This window comes from Acinetobacter indicus CIP 110367 (genome assembly GCF_000488255.1).
Taxonomy (GTDB): Bacteria; Pseudomonadota; Gammaproteobacteria; order Pseudomonadales; family Moraxellaceae; genus Acinetobacter; species Acinetobacter indicus.
The window spans coordinates 185,883-211,492 of the sequence record NZ_KI530754.1 but is presented as its reverse complement, the minus strand read 5'-3'; the positions used below and the strand labels follow the sequence as shown (position 1 = coordinate 211,492).

The 25,610-nt window shown below is 46.2% G+C and carries 19 protein-coding genes and 1 pseudogene; 2 read left to right on the top strand and 18 right to left on the bottom strand.

The features are described from left to right. Positions 1-293: 293 nt before the first annotated feature. Positions 294-1,367, top strand: coding sequence for a maleylacetate reductase (locus tag P253_RS05735; protein ID WP_016659114.1), 1,074 nt, complete (start codon positions 294-296; stop codon positions 1,365-1,367). Positions 1,368-1,443: 76 nt separating this feature from the next. On the opposite strand, the gene P253_RS05730 is transcribed toward P253_RS05735, so the two are convergent. From P253_RS05730 to P253_RS05645, 17 genes and pseudogenes are all read right to left on the bottom strand, one after another. Next, a complete protein-coding gene (locus P253_RS05730; RefSeq protein ID WP_016659113.1) occupies positions 1,444-3,447 on the bottom strand; it encodes an esterase/lipase family protein in 2,004 nt (667 codons plus the stop codon). Positions 3,448-3,560: 113 nt separating this feature from the next. Further along, on the bottom strand, positions 3,561-4,469 hold the full coding sequence (locus tag P253_RS05725) for an ABUW_2363 family tetratricopeptide repeat lipoprotein (protein ID WP_016659112.1): 909 nt from the start codon (positions 4,467-4,469) through the stop codon (positions 3,561-3,563). 107 nt (positions 4,470-4,576) lie between these two features. After that, complete coding sequence (gene cysE / locus P253_RS05720) at positions 4,577-5,386, bottom strand: serine O-acetyltransferase (protein ID WP_005178800.1); 810 nt, start codon at positions 5,384-5,386, stop codon at positions 4,577-4,579. Further along, a complete protein-coding gene (locus P253_RS05715) occupies positions 5,379-6,233 on the bottom strand; it encodes an RNA methyltransferase (protein WP_016659111.1) in 855 nt (284 codons plus the stop codon). The genes cysE and P253_RS05715 overlap by 8 nt, the downstream gene beginning before the upstream one ends. 29 nt (positions 6,234-6,262) lie before the next feature. Further along, entirely contained in the window at positions 6,263-9,829 is a 3,567-nt protein-coding gene (gene dnaE / locus P253_RS05710; protein WP_016659110.1) for a DNA polymerase III subunit alpha, read from the bottom strand. 273 nt (positions 9,830-10,102) lie between these two features. Beyond that, positions 10,103-10,798: a methionine ABC transporter permease gene (locus P253_RS05705; RefSeq protein WP_005178793.1), complete on the bottom strand. Its 696-nt coding sequence runs from the start codon at positions 10,796-10,798 to the stop codon at positions 10,103-10,105. Beyond that, positions 10,795-11,820, bottom strand: coding sequence for a methionine ABC transporter ATP-binding protein (locus P253_RS05700; protein ID WP_016659109.1), 1,026 nt, complete (start codon positions 11,818-11,820; stop codon positions 10,795-10,797). Before P253_RS05700 ends, P253_RS05705 begins: the two co-directional genes overlap by 4 nt. 75 nt (positions 11,821-11,895) lie before the next feature. Continuing rightward, the gene (locus tag P253_RS05695) at positions 11,896-12,765 is read right to left on the bottom strand and encodes a MetQ/NlpA family ABC transporter substrate-binding protein (RefSeq protein WP_005178787.1); all 870 of its coding nucleotides are present in this window, start codon (positions 12,763-12,765) and stop codon (positions 11,896-11,898) included. 507 nt (positions 12,766-13,272) lie between these two features. Next, positions 13,273-13,822 (bottom strand): annotated as a pseudogene (locus P253_RS05690) (GNAT family N-acetyltransferase). A gap of 264 nt (positions 13,823-14,086) precedes the next feature. Next, on the bottom strand, positions 14,087-15,370 hold the full coding sequence (gene purD / locus P253_RS05680) for a phosphoribosylamine--glycine ligase (protein ID WP_016659107.1): 1,284 nt from the start codon (positions 15,368-15,370) through the stop codon (positions 14,087-14,089). Positions 15,371-15,525: 155 nt separating this feature from the next. After that, positions 15,526-17,100 carry a bifunctional phosphoribosylaminoimidazolecarboxamide formyltransferase/IMP cyclohydrolase gene (gene purH / locus P253_RS05675; protein ID WP_005178775.1) on the bottom strand — a complete coding sequence of 525 codons (1,575 nt, stop codon included), beginning with the start codon at positions 17,098-17,100 and terminating at the stop codon, positions 15,526-15,528. A 91-nt stretch (positions 17,101-17,191) separates the two neighbouring features. Beyond that, positions 17,192-17,461 carry a DNA-binding transcriptional regulator Fis gene (fis, locus tag P253_RS05670; protein WP_001086304.1) on the bottom strand — a complete coding sequence of 90 codons (270 nt, stop codon included), beginning with the start codon at positions 17,459-17,461 and terminating at the stop codon, positions 17,192-17,194. A gap of 368 nt (positions 17,462-17,829) precedes the next feature. Next, on the bottom strand, positions 17,830-18,699 hold the full coding sequence (locus P253_RS05665) for a DUF3426 domain-containing protein (protein ID WP_005178772.1): 870 nt from the start codon (positions 18,697-18,699) through the stop codon (positions 17,830-17,832). Between the two features lie 18 nt (positions 18,700-18,717). Further along, complete coding sequence (gene prmA, locus P253_RS05660) at positions 18,718-19,620, bottom strand: 50S ribosomal protein L11 methyltransferase (RefSeq protein ID WP_016659106.1); 903 nt, start codon at positions 19,618-19,620, stop codon at positions 18,718-18,720. A gap of 117 nt (positions 19,621-19,737) precedes the next feature. Next, positions 19,738-20,625 carry a bile acid:sodium symporter family protein gene (locus P253_RS05655; RefSeq protein WP_016659105.1) on the bottom strand — a complete coding sequence of 296 codons (888 nt, stop codon included), beginning with the start codon at positions 20,623-20,625 and terminating at the stop codon, positions 19,738-19,740. 77 nt (positions 20,626-20,702) lie between these two features. Continuing rightward, positions 20,703-21,587, bottom strand: a complete 885-nt coding sequence (locus P253_RS05650; protein WP_016659104.1) for a bile acid:sodium symporter family protein — start codon at positions 21,585-21,587, stop codon at positions 20,703-20,705. 162 nt (positions 21,588-21,749) lie between these two features. After that, a complete protein-coding gene (locus P253_RS05645) occupies positions 21,750-22,109 on the bottom strand; it encodes a hypothetical protein (protein WP_005178766.1) in 360 nt (119 codons plus the stop codon). Between the two features lie 261 nt (positions 22,110-22,370). On the opposite strand from P253_RS05645, the gene mnmG reads away from it, so the two are divergent. After that, on the top strand, positions 22,371-24,251 hold the full coding sequence (gene mnmG, locus P253_RS05640) for a tRNA uridine-5-carboxymethylaminomethyl(34) synthesis enzyme MnmG (protein ID WP_016659103.1): 1,881 nt from the start codon (positions 22,371-22,373) through the stop codon (positions 24,249-24,251). 326 nt (positions 24,252-24,577) lie between these two features. Here mnmG and P253_RS05635 read toward each other — a convergent pair whose 3' ends face one another. Next, entirely contained in the window at positions 24,578-25,576 is a 999-nt protein-coding gene (locus tag P253_RS05635; protein ID WP_016659102.1) for a helix-turn-helix transcriptional regulator, read from the bottom strand. Between the last annotated feature and the right edge of the window lie 34 nt (positions 25,577-25,610).

Below are 25,610 nucleotides of genomic sequence, written 5' to 3'. Positions count from 1 at the left end.
GTTCCTTCAATTAACGCATGGGTGTTGGAATGGCTTTCACCGCGTGGATGTCATTTAGGCCAGCTGGAGCAGATAAAACATCGTGTTTAAATCCTGCACGTCGATGCTGTTGACGACCCAACAAGCGCTTCATCTTAACAAATTTAGCTAGGCGGAAAAAACCGATTCTGGAAAATCTGTGCTGAAACTGAGCAGCTTATGGCGGAGAAAATTAAGCGAGCAATACAGCTGATGAAGATTGCAGCAGAGGCACTCTATACTGGGGTAAAGAACAACATGAAGATGAGCCCATGATGCCCAAATTCTATTATCAGGCTTTGCCAGTACAGGTGTATTTTGGTGCGGGGGAAGCCAAGCGCACGCAGGATATTCTCAAGCAGGCCGGTTATCACAAGATTCTGCTGATTGCCACGCCCGGCCAGCAGAAGGCCGCTGAGCAGCTGGCCCGGCAACTTGGTGATTTGACCGTTACGGTTTATGCTCATGCGGTAATGCACGTGCCGGCAGAGGTGGCAGGGCAGGCGGTTCAGGCAGCACAAGAATTACAGGTGGATTGCTGTCTGGCTTTGGGTGGCGGTTCGGCTATTGGTTTAGCCAAAGCCATTGCACTGGACACCCATCTGCCAATTGTGGCAATTCCGACCACCTATGCGGGCAGTGAAATGACCCCGGTATATGGTATTACGGAAAATCAGCTGAAAACCACCGGCAAAGCTGCACAGGTGTTACCGAAAATCGTGATTTATGATCCAGCGCTTAACCTGAATCTGCCGACAGAGATTTCTGCCTGTTCGGGCATGAATGCCATGGCGCATGCGGTGGAGGCTTTGTATGCAGAAAATAAAAATCCGGTGATTAGCCTGATGGCGCTGGAGGCGATTCGCTGTCTGGCCACCGCTTTACCGGAACTGGTACAGCATCCGAACGATATTCAACTGCGTGAACAGGTCAGCTATGGCGCGTGGCTGGCTGGGATTTGTCTGGGTTCGGTCGGTATGGCGATTCACCATAAAATCTGTCATAGCCTAGGGGGCACCTTTAACCTGCCTCATGCGCAAACCCACGCGATTATGCTGGCCTATTCGGTGCACTATAACCGCCATGCCGATGTACAGGCGATGGATCAACTGGCCGCTGCACTGGGTGTTGACAGTCGGGAGGAGCTGGGCCGTTTTATCTATCAATTAAACCAGCGCCTGCAGATTCCTCTGGCTTTAAAAGACTTAGGGTTACCGGAACACGCCCCGGCGGACATTGCCCGGATGATTTGTGATTCGCCGTATTATAATCCGCGTGAATATGACGATGATGAATTAAAGCAGCTGTTGCTGCAGGCTTATGCCGGTTTGCCTCCTGCCACACTTTAATACATAGCAATATGTAGCCATCTTCCAGAGATAAAAAAACCGAAGCGGTTGAAGGCTTCGGTTTTTTATTGGCAGGTTAAGGTTTATATAAACCCAGCTCCTGCAAGTGTAAGCGTAAAATCCGGCGCAGTTCCAACACTGCTTCTGGAGTTTCCTGAATCGAGTGGCCGCCGGTAATAATTTTTTCAGACTGGGCCTGTTTCAGATGCGCACTTTCATAGGCCACAATATCATCGGTGATGAGAGCAGGGTCGTTACTCTGACTGGTATTGCCCATAATACTATGATATTTCAGTCCTTTACGTGGCTGAATATCTTGAGTTAAGGCAATAAATTTGGATTGATGGCTTAAATCGCTTGGGCCATTTTGAATCAGGCCTTTATCTAGTTCATTGACCAGATCTTTCAGGCTCGGGTCTTCATTTAACAATGAATCGGTGGCCGCATTTAAAAATGCCCCCGGTAAACGGATAATTTTACGCGCCACTTTGGTAAACCAGCGATCGGCATATTCGGTGCCGCGGTGCGGAGCGGCCAAGAAAATTGCCCGGTTAAAGTTAGGAATATCCTGCATAATCAGGCGCTGCTGAATCACGGGAATACGGCGGTATTTGGCCAGTTGTCGGCCACTCATCATCGACAGGGCTTCTTTGGACACATCGGCATCACTGACCAGGAGTCGGGCAATAATCCCGCCCATACTGTGGCCGACCAGCACCGCATCTTTTTTCGCCGCGGCTTTGGGATTGACCTGCTGGAAGGCTTGGGTCAATAGAGCATGAATCTGGAAACGGCTTTCAATAATTGGCATATTGGTCGAATAAAACACCTGCCAGACCTGATAATGCTCGCGTAACACTGGATCACCCATAATATCGTTGGTTAAGCGAATCCAGGCTTCCGGACTACTGGCCAGACCATGCACCAAAACCAGCACTTTTTTATTCGGATTATATGGTTCCAGAAAATATAAATGCGGCATGGTCAGCTTGTCATCACGGTCAATCAGTGACAGATAAGCCGATTTCTGCAGATTATTTTCCGCCAGCCACAGTCCATAAGGCGCAGAAAAATTAGCCGCCAGCGGATAGTTTTTATTGGCAATGCGGGCCTGTTCATATTTATAGGGATCATAGGCGCGCAGGCGAAAATCCTTGTTCAGGATATCCTCTACATTGCCAAACTGCTGCGGTTCAGCCACCAGGGTTGCCGCCAGATAACGGGCCTGATGGATATTCGGATTCTGATTGTTTGGATAACGATGGCTTAAAGGATCAATAATATAACGGGCTTTCTCTGGCTGATCTGCGCGTTGCTCCGGCAGAATGACCAGAAATTCCGAGCCAAAACCATCACGACGGGTAATGGAGCGCAAGCCTGAAAAGTTCAGGTCATAGGTGGCTCTTAACTGCTCGATTTTTTGCTGTTTTAAGGTTGGAAAATAATTGAAGTCAATATGATAGGTACTTTCACCGACCTGAATCTGGCTGGCCACCACATCCGGCTGATAGCGCAGGGTATAGCTGGACACCAGTTTGGCAATGGCCTGATTATAAAAGTCGCGGATTTGTACCTGACGGTTGTCAAAAATCCGGTCTTGTGGCGCCCGTTCGGTTTTGAACATATAGGCATAGCTATAACGGATACTTTTATCCAGCATAAACAGCTGCTGGTCGAGGCATTTTTGATAGTTCTGCTGCTGTAATTGCTGTTTTTCTTCAGACTGATGTTTGCTTAAAATTCCGATTTTACAATTGGAAGAATCGGCCAGTTGCATGGCTTTGGCCAGATAAACTTCGCTGGCAGTGGACAGCAGCTGTTCATCCAGAATTTCCGGAATCTGCTTCAGTTCATCAATACACTGTTTCGGGTTTTCGGTACAGATTTGCGCTTCACGGCCAGTCATGGACAAGACATTGAGGCTGGCCTCGCTCAAGCGGTCACGAGATAAAATACTTTCCCGTTCATTGGCAATGCTGACATTTAATGCTTGCTGTTTAACACTGACCGTTTGGCAGCCAACGAGAATGGAACTGCTGAGCGCGGTGGCCAGCATCATCTTATACTTCATAGTGGTCATGTGAATTCGCATCGTATTTTATAAGTTTTTTTTAATCATACTGAATTTCTTGGTTTTTTCAATTGACAAAAAAATAGGCCATCTAACATGACCTATTTTTTCTTGCACCGGGCTTAAGCCTTCGGTGTCATGATTTGCCAGACATTCCAGCGGCCCTGTTTTTCAATTTCAGTAATTAAACGGTCGGCCACAGCTGCTTCTTGCGGATACTTGATCTTGTAGTTTTTCAAGGTCTGTACCGCATTTTTCTTCTGCTCTAAAGCAATATAGTTGTTGGCAGCAGCCAGATAGGCTTCCTGTACGCCAGCCTTCATGGCTTTATCTAAATAAGAAATTGCTTCACGATGACCGCCACCTTCAGACAGGGCAAAACCAAACCAGAAATTGGCTTCGGCATCTTCCTTGTTAATTTTCAGGATGCGCTGTGCATAAGCCAGAGAACGGGTGGTATAAATTGAACCTAAGTCCAGGTTACGTGCCATTACGCTGGCTTTAAAGGCACGAATCAGCACATCAAAAGAGGCATTTTCCTGTACCGCCAGGTTGTCCAGTTGTTGGGTGACTTCTTTGAGTTTAGCTTCAAAACCGCGGCGTTCCTGACGGTCAGTAAAACGTGGTGGATAGTGACGTGCTTTACCTTCGACCATCTGTAAAAAGTCATCAATTTCGGTGATGTCAATTTCATTTTCACCGGCCAGCACCGCAAACTTCAAGCTGCGCTGGTTGTTGTTGATGGTCGGAATAATCAGACGGTTGGTGTCTAAAGTAATTTTTTTCGATGGATTATCCGGGGCAGTTACTTCCATTTTAGTCACTGGCTGGGCCGCAGCCTGTTGCAGGTTCAGTTCAAATGGAGGAGGTGCATCATAATTAAACGGATTTAAAGCATAAAATGGAGGGGTCAGATCAGGCTCGGTAAACACAATTGGTGCATTGGCTGGGTTTTGTTGTTTTGGTGCAGTGGAACAGGCTGAAACTAAAGTGGTCGCAATCAGAGCAAATGCCAAAGGCTTAAGCGTCATAATATTCATCCGTTAATTTATTTTAAAATGGCTGAGCATGTTCGTCAGTCTAAAAAATCTGTGACGAACATGCAAGAGAAGGCAAGAAGTTTGCTGTTACCGTGTTGTTAAGCTTTGGACTGGCTGCTTTGTGCTTCACATTCACGGCGCACATCTTCAATAATTTTTAATTCTTCAGCACTAAACGGCTGTTCGTTTTGCTGCTGCTTTTTAAAGCTTGGGTCGAGTAAAGACAGACGTTGGCATAAGGTATTCATGCGTTTTTCATTGTGCTGAATACGGTCTAGCAAGACCCGCATGCCGTCTAGAATCGGATCGGACTGATCCTGGGTGGCCGCATAGGGCTGGAAACCGATGCTTTCAGCATAGTCACGGCGACGTGCTTCGGCTTCATCTTTCGGCTGATCTTTGGTAATAAAACGCGCCGGATTGCCGACCGCGGTGGTATTGGCCGGTACCGCTTTGGTCACCACTGCATTGGAACCGACTTTGGCATTTTTACCCACGGTAAATGGCCCGAGAATTTTCGCGCCAGCACCAACAATCACGCCATCTTCTAAAGTCGGGTGACGTTTGCCTTTGTTCCATGTGGTCCCCCCAAGGGTCACGCCATGATACAGGGTCACATCATCACCAATTTCGGCTGTTTCACCAATCACCACACCCATACCGTGGTCAATAAAAAAACGGCGACCAATTTTCGCACCTGGATGAATTTCAATACCGGTGGCAAAGCGGCTAAATGAAGACAGCAGGCGCGCCGAACCCTTGCAGTCTTTGTTCCAGAGTTCATGTGCAACCCGATGCATGATCAGGGCATGAATGCCGGGATAGGTGGTTAAGACTTCCAAGGTATTGCGTGCAGCAGGATCGCGCGCAAAGACAGCTTGTATATCTTCTTTGAGCTGTTTAAGCATTATCTTGATCCTCGTCCTGTGTCGATGTTGTTGATGATTTTTTCCATGAACCGTTATTCAATGCCTGTACGCGACTAAAAATGCCACGTAATAAGTGATATTCCATACGATCTAATTGTATACGTCCAAAAAGCCGACGCAAGCGCAAAGGTAATAATCTTGGATTTTTCGGATCCATAAATTCAATCTCGGCCAGCATTTTTTCAATATGCGGATAGAACTGTTCCATCTGGGCATGGGTCACCAGAGGCTCATCCCATTCCATTTCGATACCATCAAGAACCTGCATGGTGGCTTTAGGGTCTGGCTGCTGTTCTACCCGGGCCATGGCTGCCATCCGCATTTCATAACAGATAATCTGAATGGCCTGGGCCACGTTTAACACGCCGTAATCGCTATTCACCGGAATGGTGACATGGTAATTGGCTAGGGCCAGTTCTTCATTGGTCAGACCACGATCTTCACGGCCAAAAATCACCGCAATTTCCTGATGCGATGCCGTGACGGCCTGCATGGCTTTTTCCGCAGCCGGGCGGACATCCAGCAGCGGCCAGGGAATGGTGCGGCTGCGCGCACTGGTACCAAACACCAGATGACAGTCCTGAATGGCCTGTTCCAGGGTGTCGACAATTTCAATCTGTTCAATCAGATCGGTGGCACCGGCCGCCAGTGCGTCAATATCCGGATGCGGATAGGTCTTCGGTGCGACCAGCACCAGTTTGGACAGGCCCATGGTTTTCATGGCGCGTAAGGCGCTGCCGATATTGGCGGGCAGAGTGGTATTGACCATGACAATAAGCACATGGGAGAGATGTGCTGACAAGGCAGCATTGTCGACTTGACTCATACAAGGTCCAGAATAAAGAAAATTTTAAATTAAGAATATTGACCCATTTCGGCCTGATATAAATCGAGCGCATCATCCATGCTCATGTCCGCTGGAGGTGCCGGAACGTGGGCAGGCTTGGGCTCATGCGCAACCGCTTGGGCGGCTTTAGATTTCACCTGATATTCGATATGCAGAGCATCTTTACCAAAATAATCACGTAGCTTGATCAGCAGTTCATCCATTGGCGCGACTTTCCATTGCACGCCTAAATGCAGTTCAGCAGTGGCATAACCATAATCTACATACAGAATCACAGGAATATGCGTGCTCATATCAATATTGGTATACGGCATCAAAATCTGCTGTACATCACGACTCAGCGTTTTACTGTCATGTTCGGCAGATAGCGTAATCTTGATACTGTTAGCCCGTTTCTGACGGATTTCATTCAGGCTAAAGGCTTTGGTCAGACGCCCCATTGGACGGTCAAAACCTTCGCGCTCATAAATTTCGCCTTCAATCACCACCACTTTTTCAACCTGGATGATGTCTTTAAAGCGCTGGAAACGCTCGTGATTGGCTGATACTTCAATTCGTGCGGTGCCATCATCTAAGGTCACCACCACCCGGTTCGGGAAGTTGGCCACATCCAGCACCAGTCCGGCAAAGACTGTGGTGACCCCACGGCGAGTCGGACTCAGTTCATTAATTCGCGCCGGAATAAAGGATTTCAGCTCAGCCCGGTATACATCAATCGGGTGGCCGGTCAGGTACAGGCCTAAAGTATCTTTTTCACCTTTTAAGCGGACTTCATCGGACCACGGTTTAACCGGTTTGGCCGGTTTGCGCTGCACTTCTTCGACTTCACCAAACAGGTCCATAATCCCGGTTTCACGGTTAGAACGGGCCTGTTCTGCAGCTTGCACCGCTTCCGGTAACTGCACCATCAGGCTGGAACGTTCAATGCCTAAACAGTCTAGCGCACCGGCACGAATCAGGGCCTCTAAGGTGCGTTTATTGATTTTTTTCAGGTCAATCCGGTGACAGAAATCAAACAGGTCTTTATATGGTCCTTGCTGGATACGCGAATCAATCACCGATTGCATGGCCTGTTCACCCACGCCTTTAATTGCGCCTAAACCATACACAATGGTTTTGTCATCGGTGGCATGGAAATGATACAGCGACATATTCACCGACGGTGGTAATACTTCCAGACCATTGTGGCGGCAGTCATCAATCAGGAACACCACGTTATCGGTATTCTGCATTTCCGAGGACATGACGGCAGCCAGGAACTCGGCCGGGTAATGGGCTTTGAGCCAGGCGGTCTGGTAGGCCACTAACGCATAGGCAGCGGCGTGTGATTTGTTAAAACCATAGCCGGCGAATTTTTCCATATAGTCGAAAATATGGTTGGCGGTGGCTTCATCAATATCTTTTTGGGCCGCACCTTCAATAAAGATTTTACGCTGCTTGACCATTTCTTCGGGTTTTTTCTTACCCATGGCACGGCGCAGCAAGTCCGCACCACCAAGCGTATAGCCGGCACAGTACTGTGCGGCCTGCATCACCTGTTCCTGATACACCATAATGCCGTAAGTCGGTTCCAGTACACCTTCGAGCAGCGGATGCAGGTATTCAAATTCACCGCCATGCATACGATGAATAAAGTCCGGAATCAGGTCCATTGGACCCGGACGATACAAAGATACGAAGGCAATAATTTCTTCAAACTTGCTTGGGCGTGCTTCTTTCAGCATCTTTTTCATGCCCACGGATTCAAACTGGAATACCGCAGTAGTATTAGCATTGGCAAAGACCAAATAGGCATCTTTGTCATCCAGCGGAATATGGGCAATATCCAGCGGGACCTCGGGTTTAACCCGTTTATTGATATTCTGCACCGCATCTTCAATTACGGTCAGGTTACGCAGCCCCAGGAAGTCGAACTTGACCAGACCAGCGGCTTCAACGTCATCTTTATCGTACTGGGCCACCCGGCCGGTGCCATCGGCATCACACAGCACCGCAGAGAAGTCGGTAATTTTGGTCGGTGCAATGACCACACCACCGGCGTGTTTACCGGTATTTCGGGTAATGCCTTCCAGCTTTAACGCCATTTCCCAGATTTCAGAAGCATCGTCATAGTCCGGGTTACCCGGATTGGTGACAATATCTTTTAACTGCGGTTCAGCCGCCAGCGATTCTTCCAGACTCAGACCCAAAGGTTTGGTCGGAATCATTTTGGAAATACGGTCGGCCAGACCATAAGATTTACCCAAAACTCGGGCCACGTCACGAATCGCACCTTTAGCCGCCATGGTACCGAAGGTGGCAATCTGTGATACCGCATCACGGCCATAGGTACGGGCCACGTAGTCAATCACGCGGTCACGGCCGGCAATACAGAAGTCGACGTCAAAGTCGGGCATCGAGACACGTTCCGGGTTCAGGAAACGTTCGAACAGCAGTTCATAGCGCAGCGGATCCAGATCGGTAATTTTTAAACTGTACGCTACCAGCGAGCCGGCACCCGAACCACGACCCGGACCGACCGGCACGCCGTTATTCTTCGACCACTGAATGAAGTCCATCACGATCAGAAAGTAACCCGGGAATCCCATCGAGTTAATAATATTAATTTCGTATTCAATCCGCTCATCATACGGTTTGCGGATTTCAGGCCAGTCTTCATCGCGCTGCGCTACCGGATAAAGATGGTTCAGGCGCTCTTCCAGACCTTCCTTGGATAAATGCGCAAAGAAGGTTTCAATGGTATGGCCTTCCGGAATCGGGTAATCCGGCAGGAAGTATTTGCCCAGTTGCAGCGTCACATTACAGCGCTTGGCAATGTGATAGGTGTTTTCAATGGCAGACGGAATGTCGGCAAACAGCTCGGTCATTTCTGCAGGGGTTTTAAAATACTGCTCCGGGCTGTAGTTTTTCGGACGGCGGCTATCACCCAAGACATAACCATCGGCAATACAGACGCGCGCTTCATGCGCTTCAAAATCTTCACGGCTGATGAAGTGCACATCATTATGTGCCACCACGCCAATATTATATTTTTTCGCCAGCTGTACCGCTTCATAAATGAAGTCTTCTTCATTCGGGCGATTGGTGCGGGTCAGGGCCAGATAAACCCGGTTTCCAAACTTGGCAATCCATTCTTCAAGTAAAGGTTCGGCTTTTTGCGGGTTAGAGGTACAGAGCATTTTACCGACATCGGAGTGAATGCCGAGCAGGGCGATTAAATCGTCATGCTGCTCCAAGACCCAGTCTTTCTGTACGCAGGGAATATCCAGCTGCTGGCCTTCAATAAAACCGCGCGACACGATTTCGGTCAGATTACGCCAGCCATGATTGTTCATGGCCAGTAAGGTCATGCGATGTTCGGCATCATTCAGGCGGATTTCCGAACCCATGATCGGCTTGATGCCTTTGCCCAGACATTTGCCATAGAATTTGACGGCGGCATGAAGGTTGGACAGGTCGGTGATGGCCAGGGCAGGCATTTCTTCACTGGCTGCGGCTTTGACTAAATCAGGTATACGTACGATAGATTCTGTAATCGAAAATTCAGTATGAATACCAAGATGAACAAAGTGCATAAATCAGTCCCTGCAAAAACCACTGCACATTTTAGCACGGGATTTTGGCTTTCAGTTTGAAATTAAGGGGAAATGGCGAAGTTTTAGATATGTAAACCAACGTAGCGGATTGGTTTCTCATCACTTGAACAGTAATCTGCATGGGCTGAAAACCAGCGTTTTCGGGCTGCTATGAGGGTGATTAACAGCCAAAATAAAACCCTCCGTAGAGGGTGATTAATTTGAGAATGAGTAATCTGTCTCGTTCTGGATAGAGAATAGAGAGGTGAACCCTTATCTGAGTTTAGCCAGCCATTCACCCAGCATCTGCACAATTTGCACCAGAATCAGCAGCACAATGACGGTCAGAATCACCACGCTGGTATCAAAACGCTGGTAACCGTAAGAAATCGCCAGATCACCAATCCCGCCGGCACCGACGGCACCGGCCATTGCAGTTGCACCAATCAGGCTGATGGTGGCGGTGGTCAGGTTTAGAATCAGCGAGCTACGTGCTTCCGGCAAAATAAACTTGAAAATAATCTGCAGCGGTGTCGCACCCATGGCTTGTGCTGACTCAATAATCCCTTCATTCACTTCCAGCAATGAGGTTTCCACCAGACGGCCAATATATGGACCGACATAAATGGTCAGCGGGACAATGGCAGCCCAGGTGCCAATTGAGGTACCGACCAGAAACTTGGTTAAAGGAATAACGGCAATTAACAGGATAATAAATGGCAGGGAACGTAGCGCATTTACAATCGGGTTCAGGCCATGATAAATCGCGCGGTTCGGTAAAATACCGCCCGGACGGGTGGCGACCAGGGTAATCCCCTGAATAAAGCCCCAGATACAGCCAAACAGCATGGCAAAAAACACCATGTGGAAAGTTTCTTGTAAGGCTGTGACAAACTGGTCCATCGACAAGGCGCTTTTCCAGAACGGCGCGGTCAGGCTGGTGAGCCACTGGACAATTAAATCTCTCATCCTTGTACTCCTGCTTGTTCAACCTGAACCCCATTTTGTTCGAGGAACTGAAGTGCTTGCTGAATAATGGCCGGGTCCCCTAGCAACTGAATAAACATCTGCCCAATCACCGCGCCATTAATTTCAGTCATGTTGGCAAATAAAATATTCAGGCTTAAATCAAACTGTTTAATTACTGCCTGAATCACGGTTTCCTGCGCCGATTTCCCTAAAAATTTCAGGCAGTAAATACTGTGCTGATTCTGGTTTTCCAGATTGTTTAAAATATTCACCGGTAACTGCTGTTGCAGCACGGTTTGAATAAAATTCTTGGTGGTTGGATGCTGTGGCTGGCTAAAAATGGCCAGGGTAGAACCGGTTTCAATCACCTGGCCATGTTCCATAACGGCCACATAATCACAAACTGATTCAATTACATCCATTTCATGGGTGACCATGACAATGGTAATGCCTTGTTCACGATTAATTTTTTTTAGCAGTTCCAGCACCGATTGCGTGGTTTGCGGATCCAGCGCACTGGTGGCTTCATCACAAAGTAAGATTTTAGGATGATTGGCCAGGGCACGGGCAATCCCGACCCGCTGTTTTTGACCGCCAGACAGCTCATCTGGATAGGCATCTTTTTTATGTTTTAGATCAATAAATTCAAGCAGTTCATTCAGGCGTTTTTCACGCTCTGCTGCCGACCAGCCGAGCAGTTTCATCGGCATTTCAATATTGGCCGCTACGGTTTTGGTTTGTAGCAGGTTAAAGTGCTGGAAAATCATGCCGATATTGGCACGTTCCTGACGCAGCGCCTTGGCACTTAAAGCGGTAAAGTCAGTGTTATTGATGATTACCTGACCTTCATTCGGGCGCTCCAGCAAATTAATCAGACGAATGAGGGTACTTTTTCCTGCACCACTATAACCAATAATTCCAAAGATACTGCCATCTGGAATTTGCAGATTGACCTGATCCAGCGCGCGAATGGTCTGGCCTTTAAGCTGATAATGTTTGGAAATATTCTTAAATTGGATCATAGCGTCAAGAAACTGTACAAAAATGAAAAACAGGCAAAGTACACTTTGCCTGTTTGTTAACTCAGCATTATATGCTTAATTGGTTTCAGTTAAATAGCTGACAGGTTTATTTACCGCAACTTTTGTGCCACCGAAGTTTTGATCTACATACTGTTTCACCGCTTCAGTGTGATAAAGCTCACCGACTTTTTTCAGGATCGGGTCATCTTTACGTGCTTCTGCAACTGCCAATACGTTGACGTTCAGCTTGGTGCTCTGGTCAATTGGTTCGTAGAAGATTGAATCTTTCAGTACGTTTAAACCGCCTTCCATCGCTAGGGTATTGCCTAGCACAATGGCATCCACTTCATCTTTAACACGAACTGCAGTCGCCATTTGAATTGGCTTGATGACAATTGCTTTGGCATTTTCAGTAATGTCATTTGGAGTGCCCGTTGCAGGAGAGAAGTCTGCTTTCAGCTTGATCAGACCTGCAGATTGCAATAACAGCAAGGCACGCGCTTCATTGGCTGCATCATTCGGAATAGCAATGGTCGCGCCGTTCTGGAACTCTTCCACTTTTTTCACTTTGCTTGAGTAAATACCCATTGGCTCAAGATAGGTGGTCGAAACCGGCGCAATCTTCTGCTCATTGTTGGCATTGTAAGCCACCAGATAAGCATAAGACTGGAATGCGTTCACATCAATTTCATTGTTTGCCACAGCGGTGTTCATTGAAACGTAATCGGTGAAGTTTTTCACTTCCAGCTTGATACCCGCCGCTTCAGTTTCAGGCAAAGTCGCAATATAGCGCCAGATGTCAGCATCGGAACCGGTAGATGCCATGGTGACGGTTTGTACAGTTGCAGCATCAGTTTGTGCGGCGTCAGTTGCCGGCGTTTCCTGTTTTGCACAGCCAGCTAAACCAACAGAAAGACCTAGAACCAGGCCAAGGAACTTTTTCATGTGTCCATCCCAAATAAAGTGAAGCAGCCAGGCTGTTACTTTATTGATAATTTTAAGCGCCGGGGTTTCACTTGAGCCGAAAGAGGCGAGATTCAAGTCCGTCCAGTGCGCGAATTCGTTTAGGCTTTTAGCTATCTGCTGTATTTTTCAATTGACTTTAAAAACGCTTAAAGCCATGTAATTGAAAACTTTATTTTTAGAAGATAGCGAAAAAAATGGCCTACATCATAACAATAAATTGATATACAAAATAGTGTATAGAAACTAGACCTTTAGCCGTATTCCTGCATAAGTAAAGTTCATAAAATAAGAAAAGAATAAATAAATCAATTTACTATTTTGAATTGAAAGGGCTAAATCTATGAAAAAATCTTATAGATGTTTATGTAAAAAATTATCCAATCTAAATCGTAAAAATAGATATAGCGCAGATGGGGTAGGATGATAGATCTTTATAACGATTATTTCCTTCAATCCTATGACAGTTCTCATCCAAACTTGAGATTTTTAATGCGCTTGCAGATAGCTTTGGCGATCAATCTGATAGAGCACATGCTTAAGTAAAGGATGATCTGCCGGCACCAGCGGATGCGCAAAGGTTTTGACTTTGCTTAAGCCAATTTTTGCATGACTTTTCCGAGGGCGTGTTGAGCACGGTAGTAAAGGAAACTACGTTGTCCAGCTGTAGCTCACGAAAAGCATAATCCAGTACGGCTTTTGAGCCTTCGGTGGCATAACCGTTGTGCCAGTATTGCTTGGCTAGTCGCCAGCCAATTTCAATACATGGGGCAAAATCATAGTGTTCTAGATGCTGATGTAAACCAATAAACCCGATAAATTCACTGCTGCTTTTTAGTTCGACAGCAAACAGGCCCCAGCCGTGTGTGGCAATAAAATTTTGGATACGTTGCATAAAAGCCAGACTTTGCTGCTCGGTCAAGGGATTGAGGAAATAGCGCATGACTTCAGGATCGGCACACATTTGGATAAATGGGGATGCATCACTGTCTTGCCATTGCCGGAGGATCAGGCGAGGGGTTTGGAGGTGAATTTTCATGTTAAAATGATTAATAAGCTCTTGATACATCATAAATGCATTTATCAAGAAAAGAATGATAATTTCCGTAATGAGATAAGACATGAAATGCCTTCTCTTGCGCTATATATGGCTCAGGGAGAAGGTGAGGCGGAGGGTTGGCTTCATAATGAAAAATTAAAGCACCTCTCCCTAACCCTCTCCTGAGAGGAGAGGGAAAATTTAGAAGCATAAAAAACCCCGCATTCAGCGGGGTTTTTTTTACTTAATCAATCTAAGAGAGAATTAAGCATTTTCACGCGCAATCGCACGGTAACCAATATCTTTACGATATTGAACGCCGTCGAAGGTTACTTTTTGGCAAAGTTCTAAAGCTTTTGCTTGTGCTTCACCAATGGTGTTGCCTAGTGCAGTTACGCAAAGTACACGACCACCAGCAGTGACAATCTCACCATTTTCATTGGCTTTTGTACCGGCATGGAACACTTTGGCATCGGTCATTTCGGTGTTTAAACCAGAAATCACATCGCCATTGCTAGACGTTTCTGGGTAGCCTTTAGATGCTAAAACAATACCGACAGTCTTACGCTCATCCCATTCAGCTTCTGCTGGCAAGTTACCTGCAATACCAGCCTCAACCAGATCAACCAAAGATGATTTTAAACGCATCATGATCGGTTGAGTTTCAGGATCACCGAAACGACAGTTAAACTCGATTACCTTTGGTTGACCTTGTTCATCAATCATCAAGCCAGCGTACAAGAAACCGGTGTATACGTGACCATCTGCTTTCATACCGTCAACGGTTGGGCGCATTACTTCTTTCATCACGCGCTCAAATACGTCTGCAGTCACCACAGGCGCAGGAGAGTAGGCACCCATACCGCCTGTGTTTGGACCTTGGTCGCCTTCAAAAATACGTTTATGGTCTTGAGAAGTGGCCATTGGCAAGATGTTGTCGCCATCAATCATACAAATGAATGATGCTTCTTCACCTGCAAGGAATTCTTCGATGACTACGCGAGAACCGGCATCACCAAATTTGTTGCCTGCCAGCATGTCATCAATGGCTGCAAATGCTTCTTCGTTGGTCATCGCCACGATTACGCCTTTACCTGCAGCAAGACCATCCGCCTTGATCACAATCGGCGCACCATTTTTTTCAACAAAGGCTTTGGCTGCATCAACTTCAGTGAATACGTCATAGAATGCAGTTGGAATGTTGTGGCGTTTTAAGAAATGCTTGGCAAATGCTTTAGAGCCTTCAAGCTGCGCTGCAAACTGGGTTGGACCCCAGATTTTTAAACCTGCTTCACGGCAAGCATCCACCACACCATTGACCAGCGGTGCTTCAGGACCAACCACGATTAAATCTACCGCATTGTTTTTTGCAAAGTCGATAATCGCCGCATTGTCTAAAATGCTTAAATTGATGTTTTCACATTTAGCTTCGGTTGCTGTACCTGCGTTGCCTGGTGCAACAAAAACTTTAGCAACTTTTTCATCTTGTGCGATTTTCCATGCCAATGCATGTTCACGACCGCCATTACCCAAAACTAAAATGTTCATTTAAAAAATCCCTCAAAATTGAATCCCTCCCAACCTCCCTTTAAGAAAGGGAGGGGAATCGCGAAAAACACTGTTCTCTTACGCGAAAAGTCCCCCTTTTTACAAAGGGGGATTTAGGGGGATGATTAAATACGACTTCTAATTAATTTAGTTAATTAGTGACGGAAGTGACGCATGCCAGTGAACACCATGGCAATACCAGCTTCGTCAGCTGCTGCAATGGTTTCTTCATCACGCATAGAACCACCCGGCTGGATAATGCATTTGATCCCTGCTTTCGCAGCGTTATCAATACCATCACGGAACGGGAAGAATGCGTCAGATGCCATCACTGCACCTTCAACCACGAGGCCTGCATGTTCAGCTTTAATTGCTGCAATACGCGCAGAGTTTACACGGCTCATTTGGCCTGCGCCCACACCGATGGTTTGACGGTTTTTCGCATACACAATCGCGTTAGACTTCACGTATTTCGCAACTTTCCAGGCAAAGATCATGTCGTCAATTTCTTGCTCGGTTGGAGCACGTTTGGTCACCACTTTAAGATCATCTTTGGTGATCATGCCCAAGTCTTGGTCTTGCACCAGCAAACCGCCGTTGACACGTTTGTAGTCCATTTGTGGCGCACGTTCGTCAATTGCTGGTAATTCGCCACAGACCAGTACACGTACGTTTTTCTTCGCGCCAGTCACGTCCAAAACACCTTCAGCAACGCTTGGTGCAATAATCACTTCAACGAATTGACGGTCAACAATGGCTTGTGCAGTTGCAACGTCTAATTCACGGTTGAATGCAATGATGCCACCGAATGCAGATTCAGGATCGGTTGCATAAGCCAAGTCGTAAGCCGCTTGAATGCCGTCTAAAGATACCGCAACACCACATGGATTCGCGTGTTTTACGATCACACAAGCAGGTTTCGCGAATGATTTCACGCATTCAAGCGCAGCATCAGTGTCGGCTATGTTGTTATAAGAAAGTTCTTTACCTTGCAGCTGTTTAGCTGTTGAAACAGATGCTTCAGTTGCCGCTGGGTCTACATAGAATGCAGCAGATTGATGCGGGTTTTCACCGTAACGTAAATCTTGTGCTTTGTTCAATTGTGTATTGAACGTACGCGCAAATTTGTCTGCTTCGCCTTGTTCTTTACCTACGCGAGCGCCTAAGTAAGATGCGATCATGCCGTCGTATTGTGCAGTATGTTCAAATGCTTTCACTGCCAGGTCAAAACGGGTTGCGTATGACAGGCTGCCTTCAGCTTTAAGCTCGGCAATAACAGTCGCATAGTCAGATGCGTTGACGACGATACCGACAGACGCATGGTTTTTCGCCGCAGCACGAACCATGGTTGGACCACCGATGTCGATGTTTTCAATCGCATCTGGCAGGGTGCAGTCAGGTTTTGCAACCGTTGCTGCAAATGGATAAAGGTTCACTACCACCAAATCGATTGCATCGATGTTGTGTTCTGCCATTACAGCTTCGTCTAGACCGCGACGAGCCAGAATGCCGCCATGAATTTTAGGATGTAAAGTTTTTACACGACCATCCATCATTTCTGGAAAACCGGTGTGCTCTGAAACTTCAACTACAGCGATATTGTTATCTTTAAGCAACTTATATGTACCGCCTGTAGATAAAATTTCTACCCCAAGAGCCACTAGATTTTGTGCAAATTCAACAATTCCAGTTTTGTCAGAAACAGAGATTAAAGCGCGTTTAATAGTCATGATTTTCGTCACAGTTATCAAAAAACAGATTAAAACATTAGCAAAATGCGGTTAAAAAAAATGCCCACGAAAGCCGCGAGCATTTTATCATTTATTCACTCATTAAACCGTGAGCTTTTAACTTTTTACGTAAAGTACCACGGTTTAAGCCTAGAATCTCGGCAGCACGTGTCTGGTTACCACGTGTATATTCTAGAACTACAGATAAAAGAGGTTTCTCCATTTCTGCTAGCACCATGTCATACACCTGAGAAGGTTGCTCGCCTTGCAATTGAGCAAAGTAATGGCGAACTGCGCGATCAACGTGGATACGAAGAGCGACATCAGATTGTGCAGTAAAAATAGGAGATTTGCTATTCATGCGAATTAATCCGAAAAATCAGATATCACTTGGGTAAAGTGATATATAAATGTGGTCTATAAATAAATGAACCCCGTTTTAGATCCTAAAACGAGAGTTCTAAAACTGGAACATTCAGCTTGCCACAACTCACAGCGCTGGTCGAAAAATAAGCGTAACAATAGATTAATAATTGTTACAGACCAAAAATCGAAACGAAAAAACCTGCTCAATACGCGTTATTGAAAATAAGGCGCATTCTGCGAGTTTCTATTTGTTTTGAATTACTGAGGAGTATGCAGCACTAAGCTTACGTGGCGCGTATCATACCATTGTCTTAGAAAAAGTGAGCAAGAAAACTGCACTTTTTTTACATTTTTTTTTAATTTTTAAGGCTTGATAATTTCTAAATTATAGGTATCAAAGCTTTTTCGGGTCACTGGCAGCTGAATTTCAAACTTGAATGGGGTATTTTTTGGAATCCGCTCAATGCTGGCCAGACTTTTAATTAAATACTCTTTCGGTTCGAGTACATAGGTCGCCACTTCTTCATTATCATCTTTTAAGGTGATTTTCAGTTTTGGCAATACCAAACTCTTGTCATGAAAATTGATCAGCTCGCCGGAGAACAAGGTATGTTCATGGTCATAGCGTTTCACCCGCACACGGTTAATTGAAATCAGGCTGTACTGCTTTTCAAAGGTTTCACAGTTAAACAGCTGGCAGACCCCGTTAAAAGCCACAGTCAGGGCAGGGCTGTTGTTCATGAATTTCGGGTTAAACCATAGAATCTGGAAAATCAGCAAACCGACCAGACTAAAATTGACAATACCCCACAGCGTGTAATAGCCCGCACCATGTTTCTTGCGTTCTTGCTGCAGTTCATTTTCAGACAGATTCATCGAGGGAATACTGGCAATCGGTTCGGTGCTGAAATAATTCAGATTGTTTAAGTAGGTCTTTAAATCAATATTGGAATGTTCAACCTTACGGTCAAAAATATCCAGCAGATGGGTTTCATGTGTGTCGTCAAAAGCCAGACCATGATCGGCCAGAACCGGCGAACTGACCTGTCCACCAGTAAAACCGTTGTATTCGAGCTGGGTTGGCGCAGGCTTTGGCTGCACCAGATGCGAGAGTGCATTAAAGGTAGAGGCACATTTGGGACAGCAAACCATGCCCTGAGCCACTGTAAGCTGTGCAACAGAAACTTTATAGGTGGTTAAACACTCGGGGCACTTGGTCTGCTTTTCACTCATAAGATCTATAGAGGTTGATTAATGCGGCTGGCGCTTCCCGGAAATTCGGCACCAGTTTTCTTCACGTTTTTCGACCTCTAATATATCAAAAAATTCAGAATAAACACTAGAAACTTCAGCAACTTGCTCTTCGATTACACCTGCAAGTGCGAACTCTCCCTCAGATTTGGTTAAAGTTGCGAATTCAGGCGCAAGCATCATTAACGGGCCAGCCAGAATGTTGGCAACCAGTACATCGGCTTTCTGATTTTTTAAGGTTTCATTAAACTCTTCAGGCAGACCGACAAACAGACGATCCAGTACGCCATTCAATTCAGCATTTTGCTGGGTGGCTAAAACCGCCTGCGGGTCAATATCAGTGGCATAGACTTTTTTCGCACCTAAAAGTAGGGCAGCAACACCTAAAATGCCAGAACCGCAACCATAGTCGATGACGATTTTATCTTTAACATCGGTTTTACCTAACCATTGCAGGCACAGGAACGTTGAGGCATGGTTACCGGTACCAAAGGCCAGACCCGGATCCAGTTTAATATTCACCGCATCTGCTTCAGGGGGCTCTAGCCATTCCGGTACAATCCAGAATTTTTCAGCAATCTGGATTGGCTCGTAATAATCCATCCATGAGCGTTCCCAGACCTGATCTTCCAGGAATTCGCTACGCATTGGTGCATCTGGCAGTTGAGTGCGAATGAAAGTTTCCAGCGCAGCCACATCAATTTCTTCGTTTTCGTCCTGTGCATAAATACCGGTCACAATCACCTTGTTCCACAGCGGTGTTTCGCCTGGAAGTGGTTCAAGCAAGTCCTGATTTTCAGCATCATCCAGCGTTACACTCACGGCGCCAAGTGAGCTGAGTAATGTTTCAGTAAAGTCGACTTGAGCTTGATCAACAGTAATATGTATTTGTAACCACTTCACAGGAATAACCTAATTTGTTTTTTCAAAAGGATATTGTAGCGGAAGGCAATCGGTTTCGCCTACCAATGTACAAAATAAAAAGGATGCCAGCGCGACATCCTTGGGTGAAAAAAGTACTTAACTGTTTGCCACCACAGGCTTGGGTTCGGCAATCGGCACAAAGCGGTTTAATAACATGCCAAAAATGGCGGCGAAGATATACATGAAAATAGAATAGACTGCCGCCGGCATGGCCACGGTTGAACTGGCCATAACGGTTAAGGCAATGGTCATGGCAAGCGTGCTGTTATGAATCCCGATTTCAAAGGCACTGGCGCGGGCCTGGGCGCTATTAATCCCAAACAGGCGTGGGACGAAGTAACCAATCACCAGACTGGAAATACAGAACAGTGCGGTAGCCAGGCCAATATCACCAATATAATTCAGGATATTGTGTCGCTCCTGCACAATGGCCCCAATGATAATTAAAATCAGAAAGATCACTGCAAAAATCCGTAAGGGCTTGTTCAGTTTCTCGGTCAGTCGCGGGGCATAATGACGAATTAACATGCCAATAATCACCGGCACAATAATAATCCCGAATACCTGCAAGATTTTACTGAATTGCAGGCCAATGCTTTGGTCAGCCTGTAAAAAGTGGGCAATTGCGAAATTGACGATAATGGGTAAGGTCAGTGCTGCAATCACCGAGTTAATTGCGGTTAAGGTAATGTTGAGCGCCAGATCGCCCTTAAATAAATAACTGAACAGGTTGGCGGTACTGCCACCCGGCGAAGCAGCCAGCAGCATCATGCCGACGGCAAGTAACGGCGGTAGTGCCAGAATTTTACATAATAAAAAGGCAATCCCGACCAGCAATACCAGCTGGCAAAATAGTGCGACCAGGACTGCTTTGGGGTGTTTGGTAACGCGTGCGAAATCTTTGGGCGTGAGTTCCAGCCCCAGCCCAACCATAATAATGGCCAGCGCCAAGGGCAGCATAACGGTAATAATGCCTGAATCCATATGACCTTCCTGTCAAATTTATCCTTGTGAGAAAAGACAGTTGCTTCATGCAAAATATCTTTTACTGTTTATTCAAATTACTCTATGACTTTCTGTTTTACCGAATTTAACGGCATTCGTCTAGCCAGTAAATGTCCAAAGATCAAGGCAAACATATACATGAAGATGGTGTAAATGGCGGCAGGAATGGCAATCTGGGTGCTTTGTAGTACCGACAGTGCCAGGGTTAAAGACAGCGCGGTGTTATGAATACTCATAAAGAAACCACAGGAGCGCGCCTGCTGTTCGGGAATATCCATTAGTTGTGGCAGCACATAACCAGCCACCAAGCTGATAAAAGCGTACAGGGCGGTGGCCAGTCCAACCTGTTCCATATACTGCGCCAGCTGATAGCGCTCCTGAAAGAGCGCGAAAAAGAACAGGGCAAAAATAAAATATACCGACATGCGTCGAATCGGTTTACTCAGCCGTTTGGCCAGCTCTGGAAAAGACGAGCGAATGGCCATCCCTAAACAGACTGGTACTAAAATTAGCAGGAAGGTATAGGCAATCCGCTCAATTGGCATGTTGATTTCGGTCTGATCGGCCATGAAATAGCGCATGGCAATACTAATCACAAAAGGCAGGGTTAAAATGGCCATCACCGAATTGATGGCGACCACGACAATATTTAAGGCCACATCACCTTTATAGACATAGCTGAACAGGGCAGAGGTGGAACCACTAGGGGTAGCTGACAGCAACATTAACCCCACTGCCAGCAAAGGAGGTAGTTCTAAAAACAGGCAGAGAATAAATGCCAGTCCAACCAGCAAGACCTGCCGGGTAAACAAGGCAATAAAAATGACTTTCGGTTGCTGATTGACCCGAATAAAATCTTTAGGGCTGAGTAGCAAGCCCAAACCCATCATTAATACCGCCAAGGTTAGCGGTAGAAAGAAGGTAAAAATGCCGTTTTGCATGGCATCATCCTATTTAATTCTTATTTTCCCCAGTTTCAGTGTAATTGAGTTGAGTTTTAAATCAACCATAAAAATAATAAAAACAGCCATTTACTTGGTAATAAATGGCTGTTTTCTTGATTGAGTTCACATATTTTGGCTAGATGTGAATCGGGTTGGAGTTTACATTTGAGCAGGACGCGGCGGGGTAAATCCAAGGGCACATTTACCACGAACTTCTGCACCGGAAATGGTTGCCGTGGTTGCATTCATGTCTTGGCCACAGGTGGTATACAGTGCAGCTTCATCACCGTGAATATCGAGTTTTCTGTCTGCCGGGAAGAACTGTGGCTGGCAGGTACCGTTCCAGATAATGCCACGATAGGCAAAGCTGACCGCAGCACCTTGAGATTTGCCTTTACAGACATTCTGATAGCGCTGAGAATCGTACACTTTTTCAACTTTGTCATTTGCCTGTACAGCTGCAAATGGAGATAAACATAAACCGCAGAGGATGGATGAGAGGAGTATCTTCTTATTCATAATTCGTACCTGTGCTTGTTTGTAATGAGTACATGATTTAGGATAAAAAATAATCAAAATAAAACAACCTATATCTGGTTAATTTTTAATATGAAATGTTTTTATTTGCGGTATATCTGCAACGTTCATTTACATTGTCAGGCGATCAATCAGGTGAAAAACCACGAGAAAATCCAAATAAAATTGACTTAATCTGTCAACTTATACGCCGGCTTTTGCTATAATATTCTGTCATTTCTTTTTATCTCTCAATTTACCACTATGCATTATCCTAAAGTTTACGATGTCATTGTTATCGGCGGCGGTCACGCGGGTACGGAAGCGGCTTTGGCTGCGGCGCGTATGGGCCGACAAACCTTGCTCTTAACTCATAACATTGAGACTTTGGGGCAGATGAGCTGTAACCCGGCCATTGGTGGTATTGGTAAATCGCATCTGGTGCGTGAAATTGATGCCTTGGGCGGTGCGATGGCGCTGGCTGCCGATAAAGGCGGGATTCAATTCCGTATTCTGAACTCGCGTAAAGGTGCTGCAGTGCGTGCCACACGTGCACAGGCTGATCGGGTTCGCTATAAAGCTGCCATTCGTGAGACTTTGGAAAACCAGGCCAATTTGGATATTTTCCAGCAAGCGGCGGATGACCTGATTGTAGAAGGCGATACCGTTAAAGGTGTGGTCACCCAAATGGGCATTCGCTTTGATGCCAAAACGGTAGTATTGACTGCCGGGACCTTCCTGGGTGGTGTGATTCACGTCGGTCTGGAAAAATCCAGCGGTGGTCGTGCCGGTGATCCACCCTCTATTTCTCTGGCACACCGTTTACGTGAATTGCAGCTGCCGGTGGGCCGTTTAAAAACCGGGACTCCACCGCGTATTGATGCACGTTCAGTTGATTTTTCGGTGATGACGCCGCAGCCGGGTGATTTCCCGTCTCCAGTGATGTCATTTATGGGCGATGCGTCGATGCATCCTGAACAGGTTAACTGCTATATCACCCATACCAATGAAAAAACCCATGACATTATCCGTGGTGGTTTGGATCGTTCGCCAATGTATACCGGCGTGATTGAAGGGGTAGGTCCACGTTACTGTCCTTCGATTGAAGATAAAATTCACCGTTTTGCCGACAAAGATTCGCACCAAGTCTTCTTGGAGCCTGAAGGTCTAGATACACATGAGCTGTATCCAAACGGTATTTCAACTTCACTGCCTTTTGATGTGCAGTTTGAACTGGTACGCTCAATCCGTGGTATGGAAAATGCCCATATTCTGCGTCCGGGTTATGCGATTGAATACGATTATTTCAACCCGCAAGCATTGAAATTCACTTTGGAAACCAAAGCCATTAATAACCTGTACTTTGCCGGTCAAATCAACGGGACTACTGGTTATGAAGAAGCCGGTGCGCAAGGTCTGCTTGCAGGTTTGAACGCTGCACGCCGTGCCTGGGATCAGGAACAGTGGACGCCAAAACGTGATGAAGCGTATATGGGCGTACTGGTTGACGACCTGATTACCTTGGGAACCAAAGAACCGTACCGGATGTTCACCTCACGTGCCGAATACCGTTTAATGCTGCGTGAAGATAACGCAGATCAGCGTTTAACCGCGATTGGCCGTGAACTGGGTCTGGTGGATGATGCACGCTGGAATGCTTACTGTGAAAAAATGGATGCAGTTGAGCGTGAGAAAGGCCGTTTACAGCACTTGTGGGCTGCGCCAAATAACCCGATGGGTAAAAAATTCGTTGAAATGACGGGTGCAGACCTTTCTAAAGAGTGTTCTGCAATTGACCTGCTAAAACGTCCAAACATCACTTTTGCGCAAATTGCCGAACTGACTGGTTCAGAAGTATCGCAGCAAGTCGGTGATCAGATTGAAATTGCGGTGAAATACGAAGGGTATATCAACCGTCAGCATGAAGATGTAGCGCAGATGAAACGTCTGGAAGAAACCAAAATCCCGGCTGATTTTGATTATGACGGCGTATCTGGTCTGTCGCGTGAAATCACCATGAAGCTGAAACAGGTATTGCCGGAAACTCTGGCACAGGCCAGTCGTATTCCAGGCGTGACTCCTGCGGCAGTTCAATTGGTGATGATCACCATTCGTAAAAATGCCCAAGCCCGTAAATCTGCTTAAAAGATCCTAATTTGTGAAAAAGCCCGCGGTTGAGATCGCGGGCTTTTTTTATGTGCTGAATAAATAAAGTGGACATTGAGTTTAAGAAAAAAACAGATTTAAGCTGCAGATCTTATGATTTCACAGATGATGTTGGAAGCGTTACAGTCATCTTATCCAAACAGAGAGGAGTACACGATGACCTTAAAAACCATTCGTTATAATACGGCTGAACTGGCATGCTAACAGCAATAGCATCCTGTTCAACTTCCCTAAAAATCAGCAGCGATAACAAAAAAATTGAAAAAATGATAAGCAAATGTTAGGTCCCGGACTTGGGACCTTTTTTATTCATTGACTTGATGCACAGCGTCAGACACTTCTGCCGGTTCAATCTGTACCAGTTTTTTGCCAAAACTGCGCAGCCACCACACCAGTTGCGAGGTAAATGGTACATTGGAAATGACCTGATACAAGCCATTGTCCAGCTGGATAATCTGCTGGTCTTTGCTTAAACGGGTTTCTTCAAAATAATGTGCATCGGCTTCTGACATGGTCAGTTTCAACTCGATATTTTCAGTCGGCTTGCTGTAATCGACTCTAAAGCCCAGCGCGCCGGATTCAATATAGGCATCAATATCAAAATTAACCGGATGCAGGGCGCGGGAATTTAATACCTCCGCCGATTTAAAGCGATGCAGGGCAAAGGTCTGAATATCGGTTTTGTCGTGTCGGGTGCAAATCAGATAAATCACTGCACCTTTTTGTACCAGCGCCAGCGGATTCAGAATATAGGTCTTTTCTTCCGAAGCGGTGGTACGTGGATGGTAAACACATTCCAGCTGTTTATCCTGCAATAAGCCTTCATAAATGGCCTGTTGTGCGCTTTTATCGACCACTGGCGGAATCAGCGGCTGAATGGCCGGCACAATCCGCACCCGGTTAATCCACTGGCGGACATTGTTCTGGGTCGACAGGCTGCGCCGTGCCAGATCAAACCACGGAGTCATTTCCTCAATCAGGCTAGGTGGTAACAGATGTTTGAGATGTTCTTCCACCATCATAAAGGTGACTGCCTGTGAGCTGGTCATGTGCGGCAGGCTTTGTAGCGGTGCATCGGAGCGCCAGCGCCAGCCTTGCGGGACGGTGCCATTATTTTCAATCGGGAAGCGCTGCGAAATCTGGTTTAAATCACGCTGGATGGTACGTAGGCTGATATCAATGCCTTCACGTTGCAGAATTTCCTGTAATTCACGGGTGCCCATCCATTTTCCGGTAGAAAGGCGGGACAGGATTTGCCACTGGCGATAGAGACTATTGGACGTTTCTTTTTCTTGTGTCGACATATTGGAATCAGCGCTGAGATAAATATTGGAGAGT